Below are 18,561 nucleotides of genomic sequence, written 5' to 3' on the forward strand. Positions count from 1 at the left end.
CTCGGAGTGCGGCGGCCCGCCAAGTGGCGGACTCGCTTCGTCCTGCCGGGTGAGTGCGTCGTGCGGGCCCGTCGGCTCGCGGCGCTCCTGGCCGTTGATGCGGGGCGCGCGGGATCGAGGAGTGCCGGTGGGCCTCGCGGCGTAGTCGGTTGATCCCGCCGAGCTTTGCGCTCGTCAGGTGTTTGCCGGATGTGTGGTCCGCCGGCCCGGGAGTTCCGGTGGGGGCAGGACGTGCTGCGCCGGCGGGCCGTCCTGGTCCCTGGGCGGCGCGGACGCGGGTCCCGTGGGCGGTTGCGCCCCGTCGTGTCCCTCGCATCCGGTCAGCCGGAGCATGCCCACGCCCACACCGGCCGGAAAGCCACCGAGCGCGGCGGCGGCTCCGGAGCGGCGCGGCACGAGCGCGGGCTTCTTCCTGCCGTGCCGCCCCGGGTTCCTGGTCCACCTTGTTCCTCGGTGATGCCGTGGGACTTCGGCCGCCGCTGCCGGGGGTGCATCCGAAGGCGCGGCTGGAACATGGGCCTGAACGAGTTCCAGCAGCCTTGCCATGAAAGGCGGTTCGCCCAGCGGCACGGGGATCGCGGCCTTCGCCCGCAGGTACTGCTCGCCGGTCCACCATCCCAACAGCCGTAGACGCGGACGCGGTCGGCGATGTGTGCGTCCGACGCTGCCTCGGGCGGCGGGAAACGCTCGAAGGCCATGGTCAGCTGCCCGTCATCGCCCCAGGGCCACCGCGATCCCGCCGCGACCCGGTCCCGGAAGTCCGGCGTCGGGGTCTCGGGTTCCCGCTGCCGGCTCGCGACGGCGGTCGGTCGGACGATAGAGCTGCCGAAAGCCTGAGAGCAGTCGCATCACGGAGCCTTCGAGAGCTGCCCGCCACGCCTTCATTCCGATGGCGAGTACGTCGTGATATTCCGTGCCGCGGAATGCCGCACGACAGTCGACGCACTCGCGCCGGTGGCGGCGTTGCGCAGCAGGCTGTGGCCCGGCTTCGGCTCGAACGACAGGGTTTCCGACAACTGGGTCTCGCCCCCGGCGCACGTCTGGTCGACGACGGTCGCGCCTGCCCGTTCGAGACACTGTGTTCGGAGTCCGGCGTTGCGTCGGACGAGGGAACCCCGCCCTGCCCGTTCGACCGCACCGGCAGGCCGAGGAGACTCGGTGAGGTCGGCGTCGGTGGCCGATGTGTCCGGGCACGGGTCACTGGTGGGCTCCGTGCTCCCGGACGGAGATACGGGCCACGGCCTTGGTACCCGCGGCGGACGCGTGGAGTGTGAACCTGCTGGTGCAGGCTCTGACCAGGTCCAGTCCGCGTCCGGACTCGGCGCCCGCGTCCTCCGTCACGCTGCGGTCGGCGTCACGTACCAGCCATCGGCCGGAGTCGGCGATCTCGACGGTCACGGCGACGCCGTCGAACAGGATCAGTCCTGTGACGTCCGAACCTCCGCTGTGCAGCACGGCGTTGGTCACCAGTTCGCTGACGACGAGAGCCACAGTGGCACTCGCGTCCTCCGGAACGGCCCAGTGCTGTGCCGTACGGCCCGCGAAGCGACGCTGTTCCGGTACGGCCGCGGCCACCGCGCCGGTGACGCACATCGCCCGGAACCGCGGCGGTCCCGGCGGCGCTGCCGGGTGTGGCCGCCGGCGGTCGGCTGTGAGGGCGGGAAAGCCGTCCGTGATGGCCATGCCGATTTCTCCTGGGGTCGCTGACGGGCTGTGCGAGGCATCGCTTTCGACCGTGCCGCCGTCGTAGTGCCGCGACAAGCAGGGCAACCGACTTACGGATACGCAATAACGCTGAGTACGCACAATGTCACCCCGTCCTCTGGTTCGATGAGACGCGGACGGTGCGCGATTGCGTCGGCGATATGAACCGGACGCAGTCGGGGCACTGTTCTGGAAGGTGTGCACGAACGCGGGGGACGGGACGGGACCGTGATGCGTGAACGCGAGTGGGAAACGGCGATACGCGAGCCACTGGCGTCGGCCGCGACGGACACGACGGTGCTGGTGCTCGTCGACGGAGCGGCGGGGACGGGTAAGACCCGCTTTGTGAGGTGGCTTCTCGCACTCCCGGAACTCGCCGGGCCGCCTCGCCTGAAAGTGACGTTCAGGCCTTCGGGTGCCGTTGTCCGTAAGGAGTTCACGCGCCCGCGAGGAACTTCGTCGGCGGCAGAGAGGAGCGGGGCTCCGCGTCGCCCCTCGGGCATCCGGACCACCGTCCTCGCGGAGTCGGGGACGGCTCAGTCCCCCGTCTCCTCGCTGAGCGAGCTGACCGCCTCGTTCGGCAGGGACGTTCCGATGCTGCTGGTGGCCGAGGACGTGCAGCGTGCGGGCGAGCAGGACGCGCGCGCTCTGCGGACCTTCCTGGAGCGCCCTCCGGCGGGATTGCGTGCCGTGCTGACCTACCGTCCCGAGGAGTTGGCGAGCCCCGGGCTGGTGCTGGGTGCCCCCGTGGCTTACCCCGCCGAGATGAACCTCCTGCGACTGCGGCTCGGGCCGCTCGACGAGGCCACGGTCCACGAGATGGCGGTGAAGGCACTGGGCGAGGACCGCTGTTCGGCCCGGTTCCTCACCCGGCTCTACGAGCGTTCGGGCGGCATCGCCCAGGCGGTGGCCGACCTCCTGACCGAATTGAAGACCGCCGGACCCCTTCCAGGCGCCAGACCCACGATGGTCGGCCGGGACCGGCTCACCGCCCGGCATGTGGACGAGGCCGCGGTACCGGTCCGGCTCACCGAGCTGGTCGTCGGCCGGATGGCGGCGCTGGACGAGGAGACACGACGCCTGGCGTGGGCGGCGGCCGTACTGGACGAGGCCGCCACGGAGGACGAGTTGTCATCGGTGGCGGACCTGTCGGTGGACAGCGGCCGCTCCGCGCTGACGGCCGCGCTGTGCGAGGCGGTGCTGCACGAACTGGGTCTCGGTCAGTACGGGTTCCGGATGCCGATGGAGGCCGCGGCCGTGTACCAGCTGCTGGCCGGCCCGGTACGACGGGAGCTGCACGGTCGCGCGGCCGCGGTCCTGGAGGCCCGGCGCCCCACGCCGTGGGCGCGGCTGGCCCGCCACCAGCTCGCCTCCGGCCGGACGAACGACTGGCTGGGGAGCGTGGAGAAAGCCGCGTGTGAGGCTGTGGAGGCCGGGGATCACGAGTCGGCGATCGCGTTGCTGGAGGACACGCTCGCCAACCCGTTGGTCGCTCATCCGAACCGGGCTCGGCTTGCTCTGATGCTCGCCCGCAGCGCGTACAGCGCACTGCGCTCCGACCAGACGGTTCAGGTGCTGCGCAGACTCGTCGAGGACCCCGAGCTGCCCGCTGCCGTGCGCGGCGAGATCCGCCTCGACCTCGGGCTGCTCCTCGGCAACCACCTGGGGCAGGCGGCCGAAGGACGCGCCGACCTCATGAAATCCGTCGAGGAGTTACGCGGCCACGCGAGGCTGGCGGCCCGGGCCATGGCGGCCTTGGCGCTGCCCTATTGGCCCGATGGTCCCCTCGCCGACAATCTCTCCTGGCTGACGCGGGCCGAGACGACCGCGGTGGAGAGCGGGGACGCGGTGGTCCGGGCCGCCGTCGCGGCGAACCAGGTGACCGTACTGCTCAGCGTGGGCGACGCGGAGGGGTGGCGGCAGTTGGAGCGGCTCCCCCGGGAACACGTCGACCCGGAGGTTCTCCAGCATGTGGCGCGCGGTGTGTGCAACGCCGTCGACGCGGCCACCTGGCTGGGCGAGTACACACGAGCGCGCGCGTTGCTCGTCGAGGGCCCGAGGCTGGCTCTGCGCAGTGGCTCCGTGTACCAGGAGCAGATGGTGCGGGGTACCGAACTGCACCTGGACATGGTGACCGGCCGCTGGGCGGGCCTCGCCTCCCGGGCCCGCGCCTATGTGGCAGAGGTCGGCGACACGCCCTTCGCCGCGGGCGACGCCATGCTGGTACTGGGCGTCCTCGCCATGGCGAAGGGGGACTGGGCCCAGGCCGGCACCTGGCTCTCGGCCGCCGTCGGCTCGTCCGAGGCGAGCGGCCCCGTACCGTTGACGGCGGCGGCCGCGGGCGGCCGGATCAGGCTCGCCCTCGCCCGCGAGGACCTGGGGGCCGCGGCCCGGGAGGCGTCCGACGGATGGGCCGCGCTGCGCGCCAAAGGCGTCTGGGTATGGGCGGCCGAACTGGCGCCATGGGCTGTCGAAGCGACGATCCGGGCCGGAGAGCCTGCCACCGCGCGAGAGCTGGTGGTCGAGTTCGCGGCCGGTATCGAGGAGCGACAGGCGCCCACGGCCACCGCGGCACTCGTGCGGTGCCACGCACTGCTGGCCGAGGCGGATGGTGCATTCCCGGAAGCAGCTGAGCACTTCCGGCATGCCCGTACCCGCTACCAGTCGCTTCCCCGGCCCTACGACGCGGCTCTCATGGCCGAGGCCGCCGGACGATGCGCTCTCGCAGGCAGCCCCGAGACCGCTGCGGGCGTGTCGGAACTGGCCGATGCGGCCCAGGAGTTGGAAGCGCTCGCCGCCACCTGGGACCTGGCCAGGGTACGTGCGCAACTGCGGGCTCACCCCGGCGCCGAACGACCTGCCAGGGGCCGTCCCCGATACGACGAGCGGCTGTCACCGCGCGAGCAGGAGGTCGCGGAGCTCGCAGGTGCCGGCCTGAGCAACCGCGAGATCGCGGCCACACTGCACCTGTCCCCGCGGACGGTGGAACAGCATGTCGCCCGCGCTCTGCGGAAGTTGGGCGTGCCCTCGCGCAATGACCTGACGCTGAAGGACCGCGACACATCCGGGCGATGAAAACACGGTGGTCCCCGCAGTTGAGTACGTACCCGTGATCCGACGTCACGGATAGGTAACCCCCGTGCGCCAGGCCTAAGTTCGAAGCACGGCCGAGCGTGCTGTTGTCCCGGGGCCGTGCGGCGCCAGAAGGGGAAACAGGCGCCGTACGGCCGCGGCACGCGGGCGCGGCTCGTGTGCTCACCCTCTCGCGGCGCAGGGCGGGAACACACCCACCCGGTGCGGTCACGGCCATCCCCCATGTCCGCCGGCAACGGCGCGGGCCCGACCGCTCCGGGCGGCCAGGAGTCGTCCCAGGCCGGACCTCACCGTCACCCGCCCCGGCTTCGGCATGCCCGATTCCGGTCCGCTCGAAAGGCAGACGGTGAACACACACCGCAAAACCCGACGCGGGCAGGCCTCCGGCGTGATCGTCGGATACAAGTCGAGGGCGCAGGAGGCACGTTCGGCGAAAGCGGCACACCAGAGCATCAGCGGCGCGGCCGCGAAGTCCGGCGAGAAACTGTCGTACGAACGCCGTCTGAGCAATGGCGCGGCTCTGGTGAGCCTGGGCGGAGTACAGCCCGCCACGGAGATCGACGGAGGCTCCGACAACGCGGCTGCCTCGGCGCTCAGGTGCTCAGGTACTCAGGTGCGGTCGACGGACCCGGAGCGCACCACTGATCAGTTGTCGGGTTCGACGAGGGAGGGGCGGGCGGGAGCCGTCTCCTCGGCTGTGGCCGGAGCCTTCGTGGTGCCGCCGCCGGGCAGGAACGCGCCGACCGCGGCGGCGCCCAGCAGCGTCACACCGGCCGCCACCAACGAGGTGACGCGTACCGCGGAGACGAAGGCGTCGATCGCGTGGGAGGCCAGGGGCAGACCACGGGGGCCGAGGCCCGCGGCGACGGTGAGGGCGCCGGTGATGGACTGCTCGGCGGCCGGGCGGAGGGCAGGGGGCAACGCGGCCAGGTGAGGGTGGACGCCGTCGCGGTAGCGGGCGGACAGCACCGAGCCGAGGACCGCGACGCCCAGGGCGCCTCCCACCTGGCGCAACGCGTTGATCAAGGCTGCTCCGGTGCCCGCGGTCCGCTCGGGCATGGCGGACATCGCGACGGCGGTCCCGGCGGGCATCACATAGCCCATGGCGCTGCCCATGAGGAAGAAGAGGAGTTCGATCTGCCACAGCGGCGATCGCTGGTCCAGCACGCTGACGCCGAGGAAGGTGACGGCGGTGAGCCCAAGGCCGGCGGTGCACACCGCCCGCGCACCGAAGCGGCGGGCCAGCACGGTGCTGTGCGGTGAGCAGGCGAGTTGGGCGACGGCGAGCGGGAGCAGGCAGCAACCGGCCTGGAGAGGCGAGTACCCGCGAACGCTCTGCAGATAGAAGACGAGGTAGAAGGATGAGCCGAGCAGACCGAAGAAGATCACGGCGATCGCGCCGACCGCCCCGGTGAACCGGGCGTCGCGGAAGCAGCCCAGGTCCATGGCGGGGTGCGGGGTGCGCCGTTCCCACCGGACGAAGCCCGCCATCAGGACCAGGCCGGCCAGGACGTTCCCCCAGACCGGCGCGGCACTCCAACGGGCGAGTTCGCCGCCCTTGATGATGCCGAACACGAGCAGGCCGAGGCCAGCGACGCAGAGGAGCACGCCGAGCGGGTCGAGACGGCCGGGCGCCGGGTCGGCGGACTCCGGTACGACTCCGGCGATGGCCACCGTGCCGAGCAGCACGATGGGGAGGTTGATCAGGAAGATCGAGCCCCACCAGAAGTGCTCCAGCAGCAGTCCGCCGGTGACCGGACCGATCGCCACCGCGAGTCCCGCCGAGGCGGCCCACAGGCCGATCGCCTTCGGGCGTTCTTCGGGCCGGAACACCTGGGTGATGATCGCCAGGGTGGCCGGGACCACCAGCGCCGCCCCGATGCCCATGCCGGCGCGCCCGGCGATCAGTTCGGCGGTGCTGTGCGCGTAGGCGGAGGCCGCGGAGAAGAGGCCGAAGACGAACAGACCGGCCAGCAGCGTCCGCTTCCGGCCGAACCTGTCCGCGACGAGACCGGCCGTGATCAACATGGTGGCGAAGACCAGCGTGTAGGAGTCGACCGCCCATTGGAGAGAGCTGGGTGAGGCACCGAGTCCGTCGGGCGCCGGCAGAGCGAGCACCCGCAGCGCCACGCTGATGATGGAGGTGTCGAGGACGACCAGGACCAGGCTGACGACCAGCGAGGCGAGGATCCACCAGCGGCGCGGATCGGAGCCGGTCTCGCGCGCTTGCGGCGGCAGGGATTCTCGCTCGTCTTCCGGCACGGGGGCTCCGCATCTCGATTGAAGGACTTTCGCTTTCGCCGGACGCGTCGCCCCGGGCATGGCCCGAACGTGCGCCGCGATCAGGCTACTTTCACCGAGGAGTTCCGCAGAGCGCCAGTTCCACTATCGAGTGATCGGGAAAGCGCCACACTATACGGTCGGTCGATACTGACAATCCATTCGTCGTATTAGCCGATCATGGCATGGCTAATTTTGTTCATTTGACATTGCATTGTCGACGTTGGAAGCATTCGCGTGCCGTCGCCACCACACCGTTGCGCCCGGCACCCGCGCCGATCGGAGGCCGACCCTGAATCACCCGCCCATTGCAGAGAATTCGCAGGCAGGGCCGTCACTGGAGGACATCCGCAGGGCCGTCGACGACATGGTGCCGTTCCAGAGACTCGTCGGCACCGAACTCGTGGAACTCACCGCCGAACGCGCCGTGGCCCGCCTGCCGGAAACACCCGAGACCCTCAACCATGTCGGAACTCAGCACGCTGCCGCGCTTTTCCTGGTCGCCGAGTCCGCTGCCGGAGCCGCTCTCGCCGGCGCTCTGCGCGAACGCGTGCTCGAAACGGTCTTCGTGCTCCGCGATTCCCGGATCGAATACCATCGCAAAGCCCTCGGCCGGATCCAGGCAGTGGCCGTGATCCCGGACGGCGAAGTGCCCGTCGGATTCGCCGAGTTTCCGAACGGCGAGCGATTCGAGGCGCTGGTGAGATCCGAGCTGTACGACGGCGAAGGGCAGCGCGTGGCCGAGGCCGCGTTCCGCTACCACTGCCGTATCCGCGCCACCCACTGAGCAAGCGCCCCGAAGCGAAAGGAACAGCCCCTCCCGTGACTGCCCTGGAGAGGTACGACCTCCCGGTCTCGGCGATCCCGAAGCGCTGGTACAACGTGCTCCCCGATCTGCCGCGCGGCCTCGACGACTACCTGCACCCGGTGACCCGGGAACCGGTCGGCCAGGAGTTCATGGAACGGCTGCTGCCCAAGGCACTGGTCGCTCAGGAGACCTCGACGGACCGGTGGATCGCCATCCCCGAGGAGGTCCGCGCCGCCTACCGGCTCTGGCGTCCGACGCCGTTGTACCGGGCCACCGCGCTGGAACGGCACCTGGACACCCCGGCGGAGATCTACTTCAAGTACGAGGGGTCGAGCCCCTCCGGCTCGCACAAGCTCAACTCCGCGCTGGCGCAGGCGTACTACGCCGGTCTGGAAGGCGTCGACCGGCTGGTCACGGACACCGGGGCCGGCCAATGGGGCAGCGCGCTCTCCATGGCCTGCAGCCTGTTCGGGATCAAGGCGCTGGTCTACATGGTCCGGGCGAGTTTCCAGAGCAAGCCCTACCGGCGGCATCTGATGGAGACCTTCGGCCAGCAGGTGCTGCCGAGTCCCGGGCCGCACACCGACTTCGGTCGCGCGCTGCTGGCCGACACGCCCGATCACCCCGGCTCCGAGGCCACCGCCGTGAGCGAGGCGCTGGAGACCGTGCGCCTCAACGCGGGCGACCGGTTCTCGATGGGCGCCTTCGCCAATCACGTGCTGCTGCATCAGACGGTGATCGGACTGGAGACCCGCGAGCAGCTTGAGGAGATCGGCAAGCAGCCCGACTTCCTGGTCGCGTCGGTGGGCTGCGGCAGCAACCTGGGCGGCTTCGTGTTCCCGTTCGTCGGCGACAAGCTCGCGGGGGCGCAGATCGGCATCCTGGCCGCCGAGCCGGCCGCCTGCCCGACGCTGACCGCGGGCGAGTACCGCTACGACTTCGCGGACGCCGGCGGCCTGGGCCCGATGACACGGACGTACACGCTGGGGCACGAGTTCGTGCCGCCGCCGATCCACTCAGGCGGCCTGCGCTACCACGGCGCCGCGCCGCTCGTCGGGCTCGCGCGCCACGAGGGTCTGCTGGATGCCCGCGCGTACGCCCAGAAGGAGGTCTTCGAGGCGGGCACGCTCTTCGCCCGGCTGCACGGGCTGCTGCCCGCCCCGGAGACCGCGCACACCGTCCGGGCCACGATCGAGCTGGCCGAGGAGTGCCGCCGGCAGCGGCGCCGGGCCGTGATCGTCTTCTGCTACAGCGGGCACGGGCTGCTCGATCTGGGCGCCTACGGCTCGTTCAACGCGGGCGAGATGGCGGACACGGAGCCGTACGAGTGCACGCTCGCGGCGGGCGATCCGGCGCTCGCAGGGCTGACCGGCCGGTGAGCGCCATGTACTCCTGCCGGCAGTACATCGGCGGCCAGGACCGCTCCGGCACAGGCTGGACCTACTGTCTGGACGCCCGCGCCTTCCTGGCCGACCCGCGCGCCTCGTTCACCCTCAAGCGCAGGCTGGAGCTGACGGGCGGTGACAGCCCCGAGGGCGACACCACCGGGATCGTCGGCCGGGTCGCGCTCAGCAGCCCGCAGGACGTGACCGACGCACTGCAGGCGGCACGCGCGGCCCGCCGCGAGTGGGCCCGCACCGACCTGGACACCCGGATGGAGCTCGGCCCGCGCCTGCACGCGGCCCTGACCGCCCGGTACGACGACCTGCTCGGCATCCTGATCTCCGAAGGCCACCCGCGCCGACTGGCCGAGTGGGAGATCGCCGGCATGCTGATGGGCAGCAGCGCCGAGACGGTGGCGTTCTACCGCAGCCAGCTGGAGCAGCGGTTCGACGGTCCCGGCCACTCCTTGGCGCTGCTGCGCAAGCCCGACGGGGTGGTCTGCCTCAACCCGCCGCAGAACGCGGCGGCCGCCAACTCCTTCCTGGGCACCGCCGCGCTCGGTGCCGGCAACACGCTGGTGGTCAAGGCACCGCGGACCGCACCGCTGGGCGTCGCCTTCATCTACCGGGAGCTGGTCGCACCGGTCCTGGACGAGCTGGGCGCACCGCCGGGAACCGTCAACCTGGTCTCCGGCGCGACCCGGCCGATGCTTCGCCAGTGGCTGACCAGCCCGTACGTCGACGACATCATGTTCTTCGGCGACAGCGACGTCGGCCTGGAGTTCGGCGAGAAGTGCGTCGCCCACGGCAAGAAGCCGGTGCTCGAACTGTCCGGCAACGACTGCCTGGTGGTGTGGAACGACGCCGATCCGGACGGCGCCGTGGAGGCCCTGCTGGAGTGCTTCTACGGCTCCGGGCAGATCTGCATGGTGCCCAAGTGCGCGATCGTCCACCCGGACATCGCCGATCGGCTGCTCGCCGGGCTGACCGCCCGGTGCCGCGCGCTGCGGCCCGGATACCCCGACGACCCGGAGGTGCTGCTGAGCCCGGTGCTGAAGATCGACCGGTTCCACGAGGTGCTGGCCGACGCGGAGCGGCACGGCTGCCAGGTCCTCTGCGGCGGCGAGCGACTGGACGTCGACGGACGCCCCTCCCTGACCGGGACGTTCCTCGAACCCACGGTGGTACGGGTGGACGGGCTGCGTGATGCGCGCCGGGTCCGGGCCGTGCGCGAGGAGACCTTCTTCCCGCTGCTCGCCGTGGTGGTCCCCGACGAGCGGGACGAGGGCGAACTGCTGGACTCTGTCGTCGAGTTTGTCAACGAGAACGAGTACGGGCTGCGCAATTCCCTCTGGTCCGCCGACGACAAGGTGATCGACACGTTCAGCCGCGAGGTCGTCAACGCCGGACTGCTGAAGGTCAACGACTCGCACATCGGGTTCGTCCCCTACCTCGGCACGCACGGCGGCACCGGCCGCACCGGCGGCCCGTTCGGGGAACTCAACTACCCGATCCTGCGCACCTCCCGTCTGCAGGGCGTGGCCGTGGCCAAGCGCACGCCGGACACGGCCCAGGGAGCGCCGTGCGGGGGCTGAGCACACGGGTCCGCGGCCGCCGGGTCCTGGTCACCGGCGCGTCCGGCGCGATCGGCCGCCAGGTGGCGATCCTGCTCGGCGCGGCCGGTGCCGAACTGTCCCTGCTCGGACGCGACCGCCGGGCGCTGGACGAGACCGCGCGGCTCGTACCGAGCGGCGCTCCGGTCCGCGTCTTCCCGGTGGACCTCACCGCGGCCGACGAACTCACCTTCCTCACCGAGGAGTTGGCCAAGCAGGGCGGAGTCGACATCCTGGTCAACAACGCGGGCCGGTCGATCCGGCGCGGCGCCGCCCTGGCGGTCGACCGGCCGCACGACTACCGCCGGACCATGGCCGTCAACTACTTCGGCGCGGTCGATCTGACGCTACGACTGCTCCCCGGGATGCGCGAGCGCGGGGGCGGCCACATCGTCAACGTCGCCACGATCGGGCTGCAGCTCGGCATGGCACGGTTCACCGCCTACAACCCGTCGAAGGCGGCGATCGAGGCGTTCGGGCAGTCGCTGGCTCCCGAACTCAGGCGCGAGAGGATCGCGGTGAGCACGGTCCACCTGCCGCTGGTCCGTACCCGGATGAGCGCCCCCACCACGGCGTTCGCCAAGCTGCCCGCGCTCACCCCGGAGCAGGCGGCCCGGATGGTCTGCACGGCTCTGGTGACCCGCAGGCCCCGCGTCTCCACACCGCTCGGCACGCTGGGCGAGCTGCTCGGTGTGGCGGCGCCCCGGCTGCGGCTGGCGTTCGCCGCCCTGGAGTACCGCTGTCTGCCCGAGTCCCCCGGCGCCCTGGGAGCGGACCGATGACGGCGCCCACGGCCGCCGGTGTCCCTGCCGGGCACCTCGCGCGGGCGCTGGACGCCCCGACCGTGGTCGACGCGTTCGAGCTGACGGCCGACGTCTGCGCCGAGCTGCCGGCCCTGCGCACGACGGGCGGCGAGGTCCACACCTGGGCGCAGTACCGGGCCGCCGCCCGCGGCTGCGCCGCCGGCCTTGCCCGCCTCGGTCTGCGGGCCGGCGACACGATCGGCCTGCTGCTCGGCAACCGGCCGGAGTTCCACGTCCTGGACGCGGCCGCCATGACCCTCGGGGTGACCACCTGCTCGTTCCACCTCACCTCCTGCGACGAGGAGTTGCGCCGTCTCGTGGCCGACTCCCGGGCCGCTGTACTGGTCTGCGCGGAGACCGAGCGCGGCCGCGCCGAACGGCTGCTCGGTGAGTGCCCGGGGCTGCGGGAGCTGGTCCTGGTGGGCGAGACCGACGGGCTCGCCGCGCTGCTCGACCCGGGAGCGGCGATGCCACGGCGGCACCGGCCACGTCCGCAGGATCCGCTGACCGTGGTCTACACCTCGGGAACCAGCGGTCCGCCCAAGGGAGTCGAGCTCAGCCACGCGGCGGTCCGGGCGGCCGGTCATGCCTTTCTGGCGCGGGTGCCCCTGCCGGCCGGCGCGCGGCTGGTCTCGTATCTGCCGATGGCGCACATCGCCGAGCGCTGCGCCTCGCACTACCTGCCGATGGTCCTGGGCGCCGACGTCACCTGCTGCGAGGCACCCGATCGGCTCTTCGAGGTGATGCCCCGGGTCCGGCCTCACTGGCTGTTCTCCGTACCCCGGATCTGGGAGAAGCTGCACGTCCGGCTGCTCACCGAACTCGACCGGGCACCGGCGGAGTTCCGGTACGGCGCGCTGCGGGCGCTGGAGCTCGGTGAGGCACTGAGCGCGGGCAAGCACGGTGTGACGGACGAGTACCGGCGCCTGGAGCAGTCCCATCTCGCGCCGGTGCGGGCACTGCTCGGGCTGGACGCGGCCCGCTTCGTCCACGTCGGCGCGGCCCCCGTGCGCGAGGAGACGATGCGCTTCCTGTGTGCGCTCGGCCTGCCGATGGGCGAGATCTGGGGCATGACCGAACTGTGCGCTGCGGCCTGCGTGACCGTACCGGGCGCGCACCGCCCCGGCTGGATCGGCCCGCCGCTGCCGGAGGTGGAGGTGCGCACCGCGTCCGACGGTGAGGTGCTGGTCCGCGGCCGTACCGTGATGGCCGGCTACCGGGGGCGACCGCGGGAGACCGCGGCCGCGTTCGGCCCGCAGGGCTGGCTGCGCACCGGTGACCTCGGCGAGCTGGACGCCGACGGATCACTGCGGATCACCGGCCGCAAGAAGGACCTGATCGTCACCGGCTACGGCAAGAATCTCGCACCGGCCCGGATCGAGGCACGGGTCGCGGCGGAGGAACCGCTGATCGACCAGATCTGCGTCATCGGCGACGGGCGCCCGTACCTCGTCGCACTGGTCACGCTGAGCACCATGGGCGAGGGGAATGCGGCAGACCGCGTCGAGCGGGTCCGCACGGGCCTGGCACGCGCGAACCGCCGACTGTCGCGGCCGGAACGGGTCCTGCGGTTCGCCGTGGTGGACGAGGACTGGACGCCGCCCTCCGGACTGGTGACCCCGACGCTGAAGCCACGGCGCCGGCAGATTCTGGCCCGGTACCGCGACCTGGTCGACGACCTGTACGCGGGCGGCGGCCTGACTCCGCGGGAGGACGGCGACGGGGGCTCCGATGAGGACTGACCGATGACACCGTCGACGAGCCGGGCGCCGCTGGTCCGGACAACCGCCCGTCTCGCCGCGCAGCTGTCCGGCGGCGGACCGGAACTCCGCCCGCGGGCGCCGTTCACACTGGACGTGATCGCCCGTCTGCCGGGCGCCACGGCCGAGGACGTGGCCCGCGCCTTCGAACGGGCCCGCGCGGCCCAGCCCGACTGGGCCGCCAGGCCGGCCCCCCACCGCGCCCGGATCGCCGGCCGGCTGCACGGACTGCTGCTCGGCCGGCGGCACGAGGCCCTCGACCTGCTCCAGTGGGAGACCGGCAAGGCGCGGGTGCACGCCTTCGACGAGGTGATCGACGCCGCCGGTGTGTGCCGCTACTACGCCCGCCGGGCCCCCGGGCTGCTGGCCCCGCGCCGCCGGGCCGGGGTGCTGCCACCGCTGACGTCGGTCCGCGAGCTGCGCCATCCCAAGGGCGTGGTCGCCGTGATCACTCCGTGGAACTACCCGCTCAGCCTGACCGTGACCGACGTCGTCCCGGCGCTGCTGGCGGGCAACGCCGTCGTCCAGAAGGCCGATACCCAGACCGCCTGCACCACGCTGTGGGCGCGCGAGCAGTGTGTGCGGGCGGGGCTGCCCGCCGAGCTGTGGCAGATCGTGGTCGGCGAACCCGCCGAACTGGGCCCCGCGCTGCTGGCCGGGGCCGACCATCTGGCCTTCACCGGTTCCACCGCGGCGGGCCGGGAGCTGGGCGGTCTGGCGGGCGAGCGGCTGATCGGCTGCATGCTGGAGCTGGGCGGCAAGAACCCGCTGCTGGTGCTGGCGGACGCCGACCTCGACCGGGCGGCGGCCGGTGCCGTGCGGGCGTGCTTCTCCAGTGCCGGGCAGCTGTGCATGTCGGCGGAGCGGATCCTGGTGGACCAGCGGGTGCACGACCGCTTCGTGGCACGCTTCCTCCGCCGGGTCGCCGCCCTGCGGCTGTCCGCCGGTTTCGACTTCGGTGGCGACCTCGGCTCGCTCACCTCGCACCGCCAGCTCGACCGGGTGCGCACTCATGTCACGGACGCGCTGGCCAAGGGTGCCCGGCTGCTGTGCGGCGGGCGCGAACGCCCGGACATCGGCCCGCTGTTCTACGCACCGACCGTGCTGGCCGGGGTGACCCCGGAGATGACCCTGTACCGGGAGGAGACCTTCGGCCCGGTGGTCCGCGTAGGCGCCTTCCGGGACGAGGAGGAAGCCGTGGCGCTCGCCAACGACAGCCCGTACGGCCTGAACGCCTCGGTGTGGAGCCGCAGCCCGGCCCGGGCGCGAGCACTCGGCACGCGACTGCGGGTCGGCGCCGTCAACATCAACGAGGGTTTCCGGGCGGCCTATGTCTCGTACGACGCGCCCAGCGGCGGCCGGCAGGAGTCCGGCATCGGTCATCGGCACGGGGCCACGGGCCTGCTGCAGTACACCGACTGTCAGGTGCTGGCCCGGACGCGGGCGAACTTCTTCGACCCGCGGCCGGGGACCGGCGCCGAGCGCCACACCGAACTGCTGACCACACTGGCCAGGACGATGACGAGGCTGGGCCTGGGATGACCGACGTCAGGAACGCGCCCCTGCCGCCCCCGACGCGCTTCGGCTGCGTGCTGGTCGGCGAGAGTGCCATGGTGACCGCCTGCGCAGAGGTGCTCCTGGAGCGCGGCCACCGGGTGCGCGGCGTGGTGTCGCCCGATCCCGAGATCCGGACCTGGGCGGAGCGGGCCGGGCTGGCCGCCACCGGATTCGGCCCGGATCTGGTGGCGTGGCTGGCGGCGGAGCCGTTCGACCACCTGTTCAGCGTCGTCAACCTGCGGCTGCTGCCTCCCGAGGTGCTCGAACTGCCGCGGGGACTGGCGGTCAACTTCCACGACGGTCCGCTCCCCCGCCACGCGGGCCGGTACGCCACCGCCTGGGCGATCCTGGCGGGCGAGCGCATGCACGGCGTCAGCTGGCACCTGATGACGGACCAGCCCGACCGGGGAGATGTGCTGGTCGGCCGCGAGGTGCCCGTCGAAGCGGCCGAAACGAGCGGCACGCTCAACCTGAAGTGCCTGGCGGCGGGGATCGACGCGTTCGGGGAACTGGTCCACGCGCTGGAGCGGGGCACCGTCCGCCGCCGCGCGCAGGATCCGGCCGGGCGCGGCTACCACGGCCGGTTCGACCGGCCGCCCGGCGCGGGATTCCTACGCTGGGACAGGCCGGCCGAGCAGCTGGCCGCGGCGGTGCGCGCGGCCGACTTCGGGCCGCACGCCAATGCCTTCGGCACCGCGAAGGCGCTGCTGGGCGGCGAGCCGGTGGTGGTGCGGGAGTTGACGCCGCTGCCGGAGCCGGCGCGGGGCGTGTGCGGCACGGTCCTGGCGGTCGGCTCGGACGCCGGTTCCGAGGAACGAAGGGACATGGAGCCCGAAGGAACGGTCACGGTCGTCGCGGACGGGCGGCCGGTGCGGCTGTCCGGTCTGCGCACGGTGCGTGGCGAGCCGCTGACCGCGGCCGAGTTGACGGCCCGCGGAGTGCGGCCCGGCAGCCGCCTCGCGTCCCCCGGCGCAGTGCTGCTGGCGGCCGCCGGGCGTGCCGAGGCGGCCGGCCTGCGCGCCGAGCCGTTCTGGCTCCGTCGGCTCGCGGGCCTGACCCCGGCCGACCTGCCGTTTCGCGCGCCGGGCCGCCCTGTGACCGCCACCGTGGTGCCGGTACCGGCCCGGCTGCCCGGTGCCGAGGGCGAGGAGGAGCGACGCACGTGGCTGCTGACCGCGTTGCTCGCGTTCCTGGTCCGGCTCGGTGCGGCACCCGGCACCGACGTGCGGTTGCGCCTGCCGGGTCCGGGCACCGGCCACCCCGCGGTCGACGCGCTGTACGCCGACTGGATCCCGCTGCGGCTGCCGGAGCTCGGCACCCGGAGCCAGACCGAGCTGCACGCCGAGACGGCCGGCCTTCTCCGGGCGGCACGGGAGCGCGGCCCCTTTCCGCACGACCTGTGGACCCGCTGCCCGAAACTGCGTGATCGGCCCTGCCGACTGCCGATCGCTCTGGAGCTCGCCGACGACGGACCGATGGAGCTCCCGCTCGGCAGCGCCCTGCTCATCAGGGTGGGGAAGGACCGTTGCGAGTGGCTGGGTGCCGAGGGGCCGCTCGCCGGATACGCGGCCGCGTTCCTGAACGAGCTCACCGTGGTACCGCGGCCCGCGGAACTCCCGCTGGGCACCGAGGAGGTCCGGCGGACGGTGGCCCGCTGGAACGAGACGGCGACCGGCATCCCGCAGGACGCCGGTGTACACCGCCTGATCGCCCGGCAGGCCCGGCTGCGGGCCGATGCCCCGGCCGTGGTCTGTGGCCGACAGGTGCTCACCTACGGTGACTTGGACCGGCGGTCGAGCGAGCTGGCCGGTCGGCTGCGCTCGCGCGGCGCGGGTCCGGGGCGGCGGGTCGGGGTGTATCTCGGGCGTACGCCCGAACTCGTCGTGGCGCTGCTCGCGGTGCTGAAGTCCGGCGCCGCGTACGTGCCGCTGGACCCGTTGTATCCGCCTGCCCGCATCGCCGGGATGATCGAGGACGCGGCGCCGGCCCTGCTCGTCACCGGCCCCGGTCCGGCACCCGGCCTGCCGCTGACGGGAGTCGAGCTGGTGACGCCGCAGCCGCTCCCGCCCGCCTACGACGAGGACGGCATCGGTGTGCCGGGCGACAGCGACGCCTACGTCATCTACACCTCCGGTTCCACCGGTCGGCCCAAGGGCGTACGGATCACTCACCGCTCGCTCACCAACCTGGTCCGCGCGATGGCCGCGAACCCCGGCTTCACCTCGCGGGACCGGCTGCTGGCGGTCACCACGGTCTGCTTCGACATCGCGGCCCTGGAGCTGTTCGTTCCGCTGGCCACCGGCGGACAGGTCGAACTGGCCCCGGCCGAGGTCGCGGCGGACGGCTTCCAGCTGCGCGAGCTGCTCGAACGCAGCCGCCCGACCGTCCTGCAGGCCACCCCGGCCACCTGGCGGATGCTGCTGGAGGCGGGCTGGTCCGGGCAGCCGCTGCGGATGCTCTGCGGCGGCGAGGCGCTGCCCGCCGACCTCGCCGAGGAGCTGCTCCGCCGAGGTGACGGACTCTGGAACCTGTACGGACCCACCGAGACCACGATCTGGTCCTCCGTCACACGGGTGCGACCCGGTGAACGGCCGCTGCTCGGGCCGCCGATCGCCAACACCAGGTTCCATGTGCTGGACGCCGCACAGCGGCCGTTGCCCCCGGGCGTGCCGGGCGAGCTGTACATCGGCGGTGCCGGCGTCGCGGCCGGCTACCACGACCGGCCGGAGCTGACGGCGGAGCGTTTCGTTCAGGTGCCGCACGTGCCGTACCGGCTCTACCGCACCGGCGACCTGGTGCGGCAGCTGACGGACGGCCGCCTCGAATACCTCGGCCGCGCCGACGAACAGCTCAAGCTGCACGGCTACCGCATCGAGCCGGCCGAGATCGAGGCAGCGCTGCGCGATCACCCCGCCGTGTGCGAGGCGGTGGCCGTGCTGCGCGAGGAACGGCTGGTGGCCTACCTGGTGCCGCGTGGTACTCCGGCCCCGGCCGCAGTGTTGCGGGCCCACCTGGCAGCCGCCGGGCTGCCCGACTACCTGATCCCGTCGGCCTTCGTACCACTGGACCGGATTCCGCGTACCGCCAACGGAAAGACCGACCGTGCGGCGCTGCCGGCACCGCCCGCGCCGGAGATCGCCGCGCCCCTCGACGCCGACCGCACCGAGCGGGTGATCGCCGAGATCTGGCAGCAGGTGCTGGGGCTCGACCGGGTCGGGCTCGACGACAACTTCTTCGAAGTGGGCGGCACCTCGTTGCTGCTCATGCGCGTCATGGCCCGCCTGCGGACTCGGGCGCTGCTCCCGCTGAGCCGCGTGGAGATGTTCTCCCACCCGACGGTCCGTTCGCTGGCCAGACGTCTGGCCCTCCCCGCGGCACCACGGCCCACACCCGATGTGCCACGTCCGGCCCCCGGCGTACCACGGCAGTCGGCCGACGCGGCACGTCCGGTGGCCACGCGCGCCGGGCTCGGCGAGCTGCGTCGGCGCCGCGGTCGCTGACCGGCTCCAGACAGACCGGCCGCTCGTGGTGCCACGGCTCCGCGAGCGGCCCATGAAAGGA

General features: G+C 72.5%; 10 protein-coding genes. 8 read left to right on the forward strand and 2 right to left on the reverse strand.

Translation table 11 applies throughout. From position 1 onward, the window contains the following. Positions 1–1,197 precede the first annotated feature (1,197 nt). Positions 1,198–1,683, reverse strand: a complete 486-nt coding sequence (locus AVL59_RS50945) for an ATP-binding protein (protein ID WP_067311209.1) — start codon at positions 1,681–1,683, stop codon at positions 1,198–1,200. 252 nt (positions 1,684–1,935) lie between these two features. Between AVL59_RS50945 and AVL59_RS31325 the strand changes: the two genes are divergently transcribed. Continuing rightward, the gene (locus AVL59_RS31325; RefSeq protein ID WP_159400145.1) at positions 1,936–4,779 is read left to right on the forward strand and encodes a LuxR family transcriptional regulator; all 2,844 of its coding nucleotides are present in this window, start codon (positions 1,936–1,938) and stop codon (positions 4,777–4,779) included. Between the two features lie 663 nt (positions 4,780–5,442). On the opposite strand, the gene AVL59_RS31330 is transcribed toward AVL59_RS31325, so the two are convergent. Continuing rightward, on the reverse strand, positions 5,443–7,059 hold the full coding sequence (locus AVL59_RS31330; protein WP_237281744.1) for an MFS transporter: 1,617 nt from the start codon (positions 7,057–7,059) through the stop codon (positions 5,443–5,445). 241 nt (positions 7,060–7,300) lie between these two features. Here AVL59_RS31330 and AVL59_RS31335 point away from each other — a divergent pair, with 241 nt between their 5' ends. The 7 genes from AVL59_RS31335 to AVL59_RS31365 are packed head-to-tail and all read left to right on the forward strand — an operon-like array spanning position 7,301 to position 18,500. Then, on the forward strand, positions 7,301–7,864 hold the full coding sequence (locus AVL59_RS31335; RefSeq protein ID WP_159400146.1) for a DUF4442 domain-containing protein: 564 nt from the start codon (positions 7,301–7,303) through the stop codon (positions 7,862–7,864). A 35-nt stretch (positions 7,865–7,899) separates the two neighbouring features. After that, entirely contained in the window at positions 7,900–9,264 is a 1,365-nt protein-coding gene (locus AVL59_RS31340; protein ID WP_067311218.1) for a TrpB-like pyridoxal phosphate-dependent enzyme, read from the forward strand. Positions 9,265–9,269: 5 nt separating this feature from the next. Beyond that, on the forward strand, positions 9,270–10,862 hold the full coding sequence (locus AVL59_RS31345; protein WP_067311220.1) for an aldehyde dehydrogenase family protein: 1,593 nt from the start codon (positions 9,270–9,272) through the stop codon (positions 10,860–10,862). Beyond that, positions 10,850–11,662 carry an SDR family NAD(P)-dependent oxidoreductase gene (locus AVL59_RS31350; RefSeq protein ID WP_067311223.1) on the forward strand — a complete coding sequence of 271 codons (813 nt, stop codon included), beginning with the start codon at positions 10,850–10,852 and terminating at the stop codon, positions 11,660–11,662. Before AVL59_RS31345 ends, AVL59_RS31350 begins: the two co-directional genes overlap by 13 nt. Beyond that, entirely contained in the window at positions 11,659–13,425 is a 1,767-nt protein-coding gene (locus AVL59_RS31355) for an AMP-dependent synthetase/ligase (protein WP_067311226.1), read from the forward strand. Before AVL59_RS31350 ends, AVL59_RS31355 begins: the two co-directional genes overlap by 4 nt. Positions 13,426–13,428: 3 nt before the next feature. Beyond that, a complete protein-coding gene (locus AVL59_RS31360; RefSeq protein WP_079147103.1) occupies positions 13,429–14,985 on the forward strand; it encodes a succinic semialdehyde dehydrogenase in 1,557 nt (518 codons plus the stop codon). Continuing rightward, positions 14,982–18,500, forward strand: coding sequence for an amino acid adenylation domain-containing protein (locus AVL59_RS31365; protein ID WP_067311229.1), 3,519 nt, complete (start codon positions 14,982–14,984; stop codon positions 18,498–18,500). The genes AVL59_RS31360 and AVL59_RS31365 overlap by 4 nt, the downstream gene beginning before the upstream one ends. The last annotated feature ends 61 nt before the right edge of the window (positions 18,501–18,561 follow it).

Source organism: Streptomyces griseochromogenes, assembly GCF_001542625.1.
Lineage (GTDB): Bacteria > Actinomycetota > Actinomycetes > Streptomycetales > Streptomycetaceae > Streptomyces > Streptomyces griseochromogenes.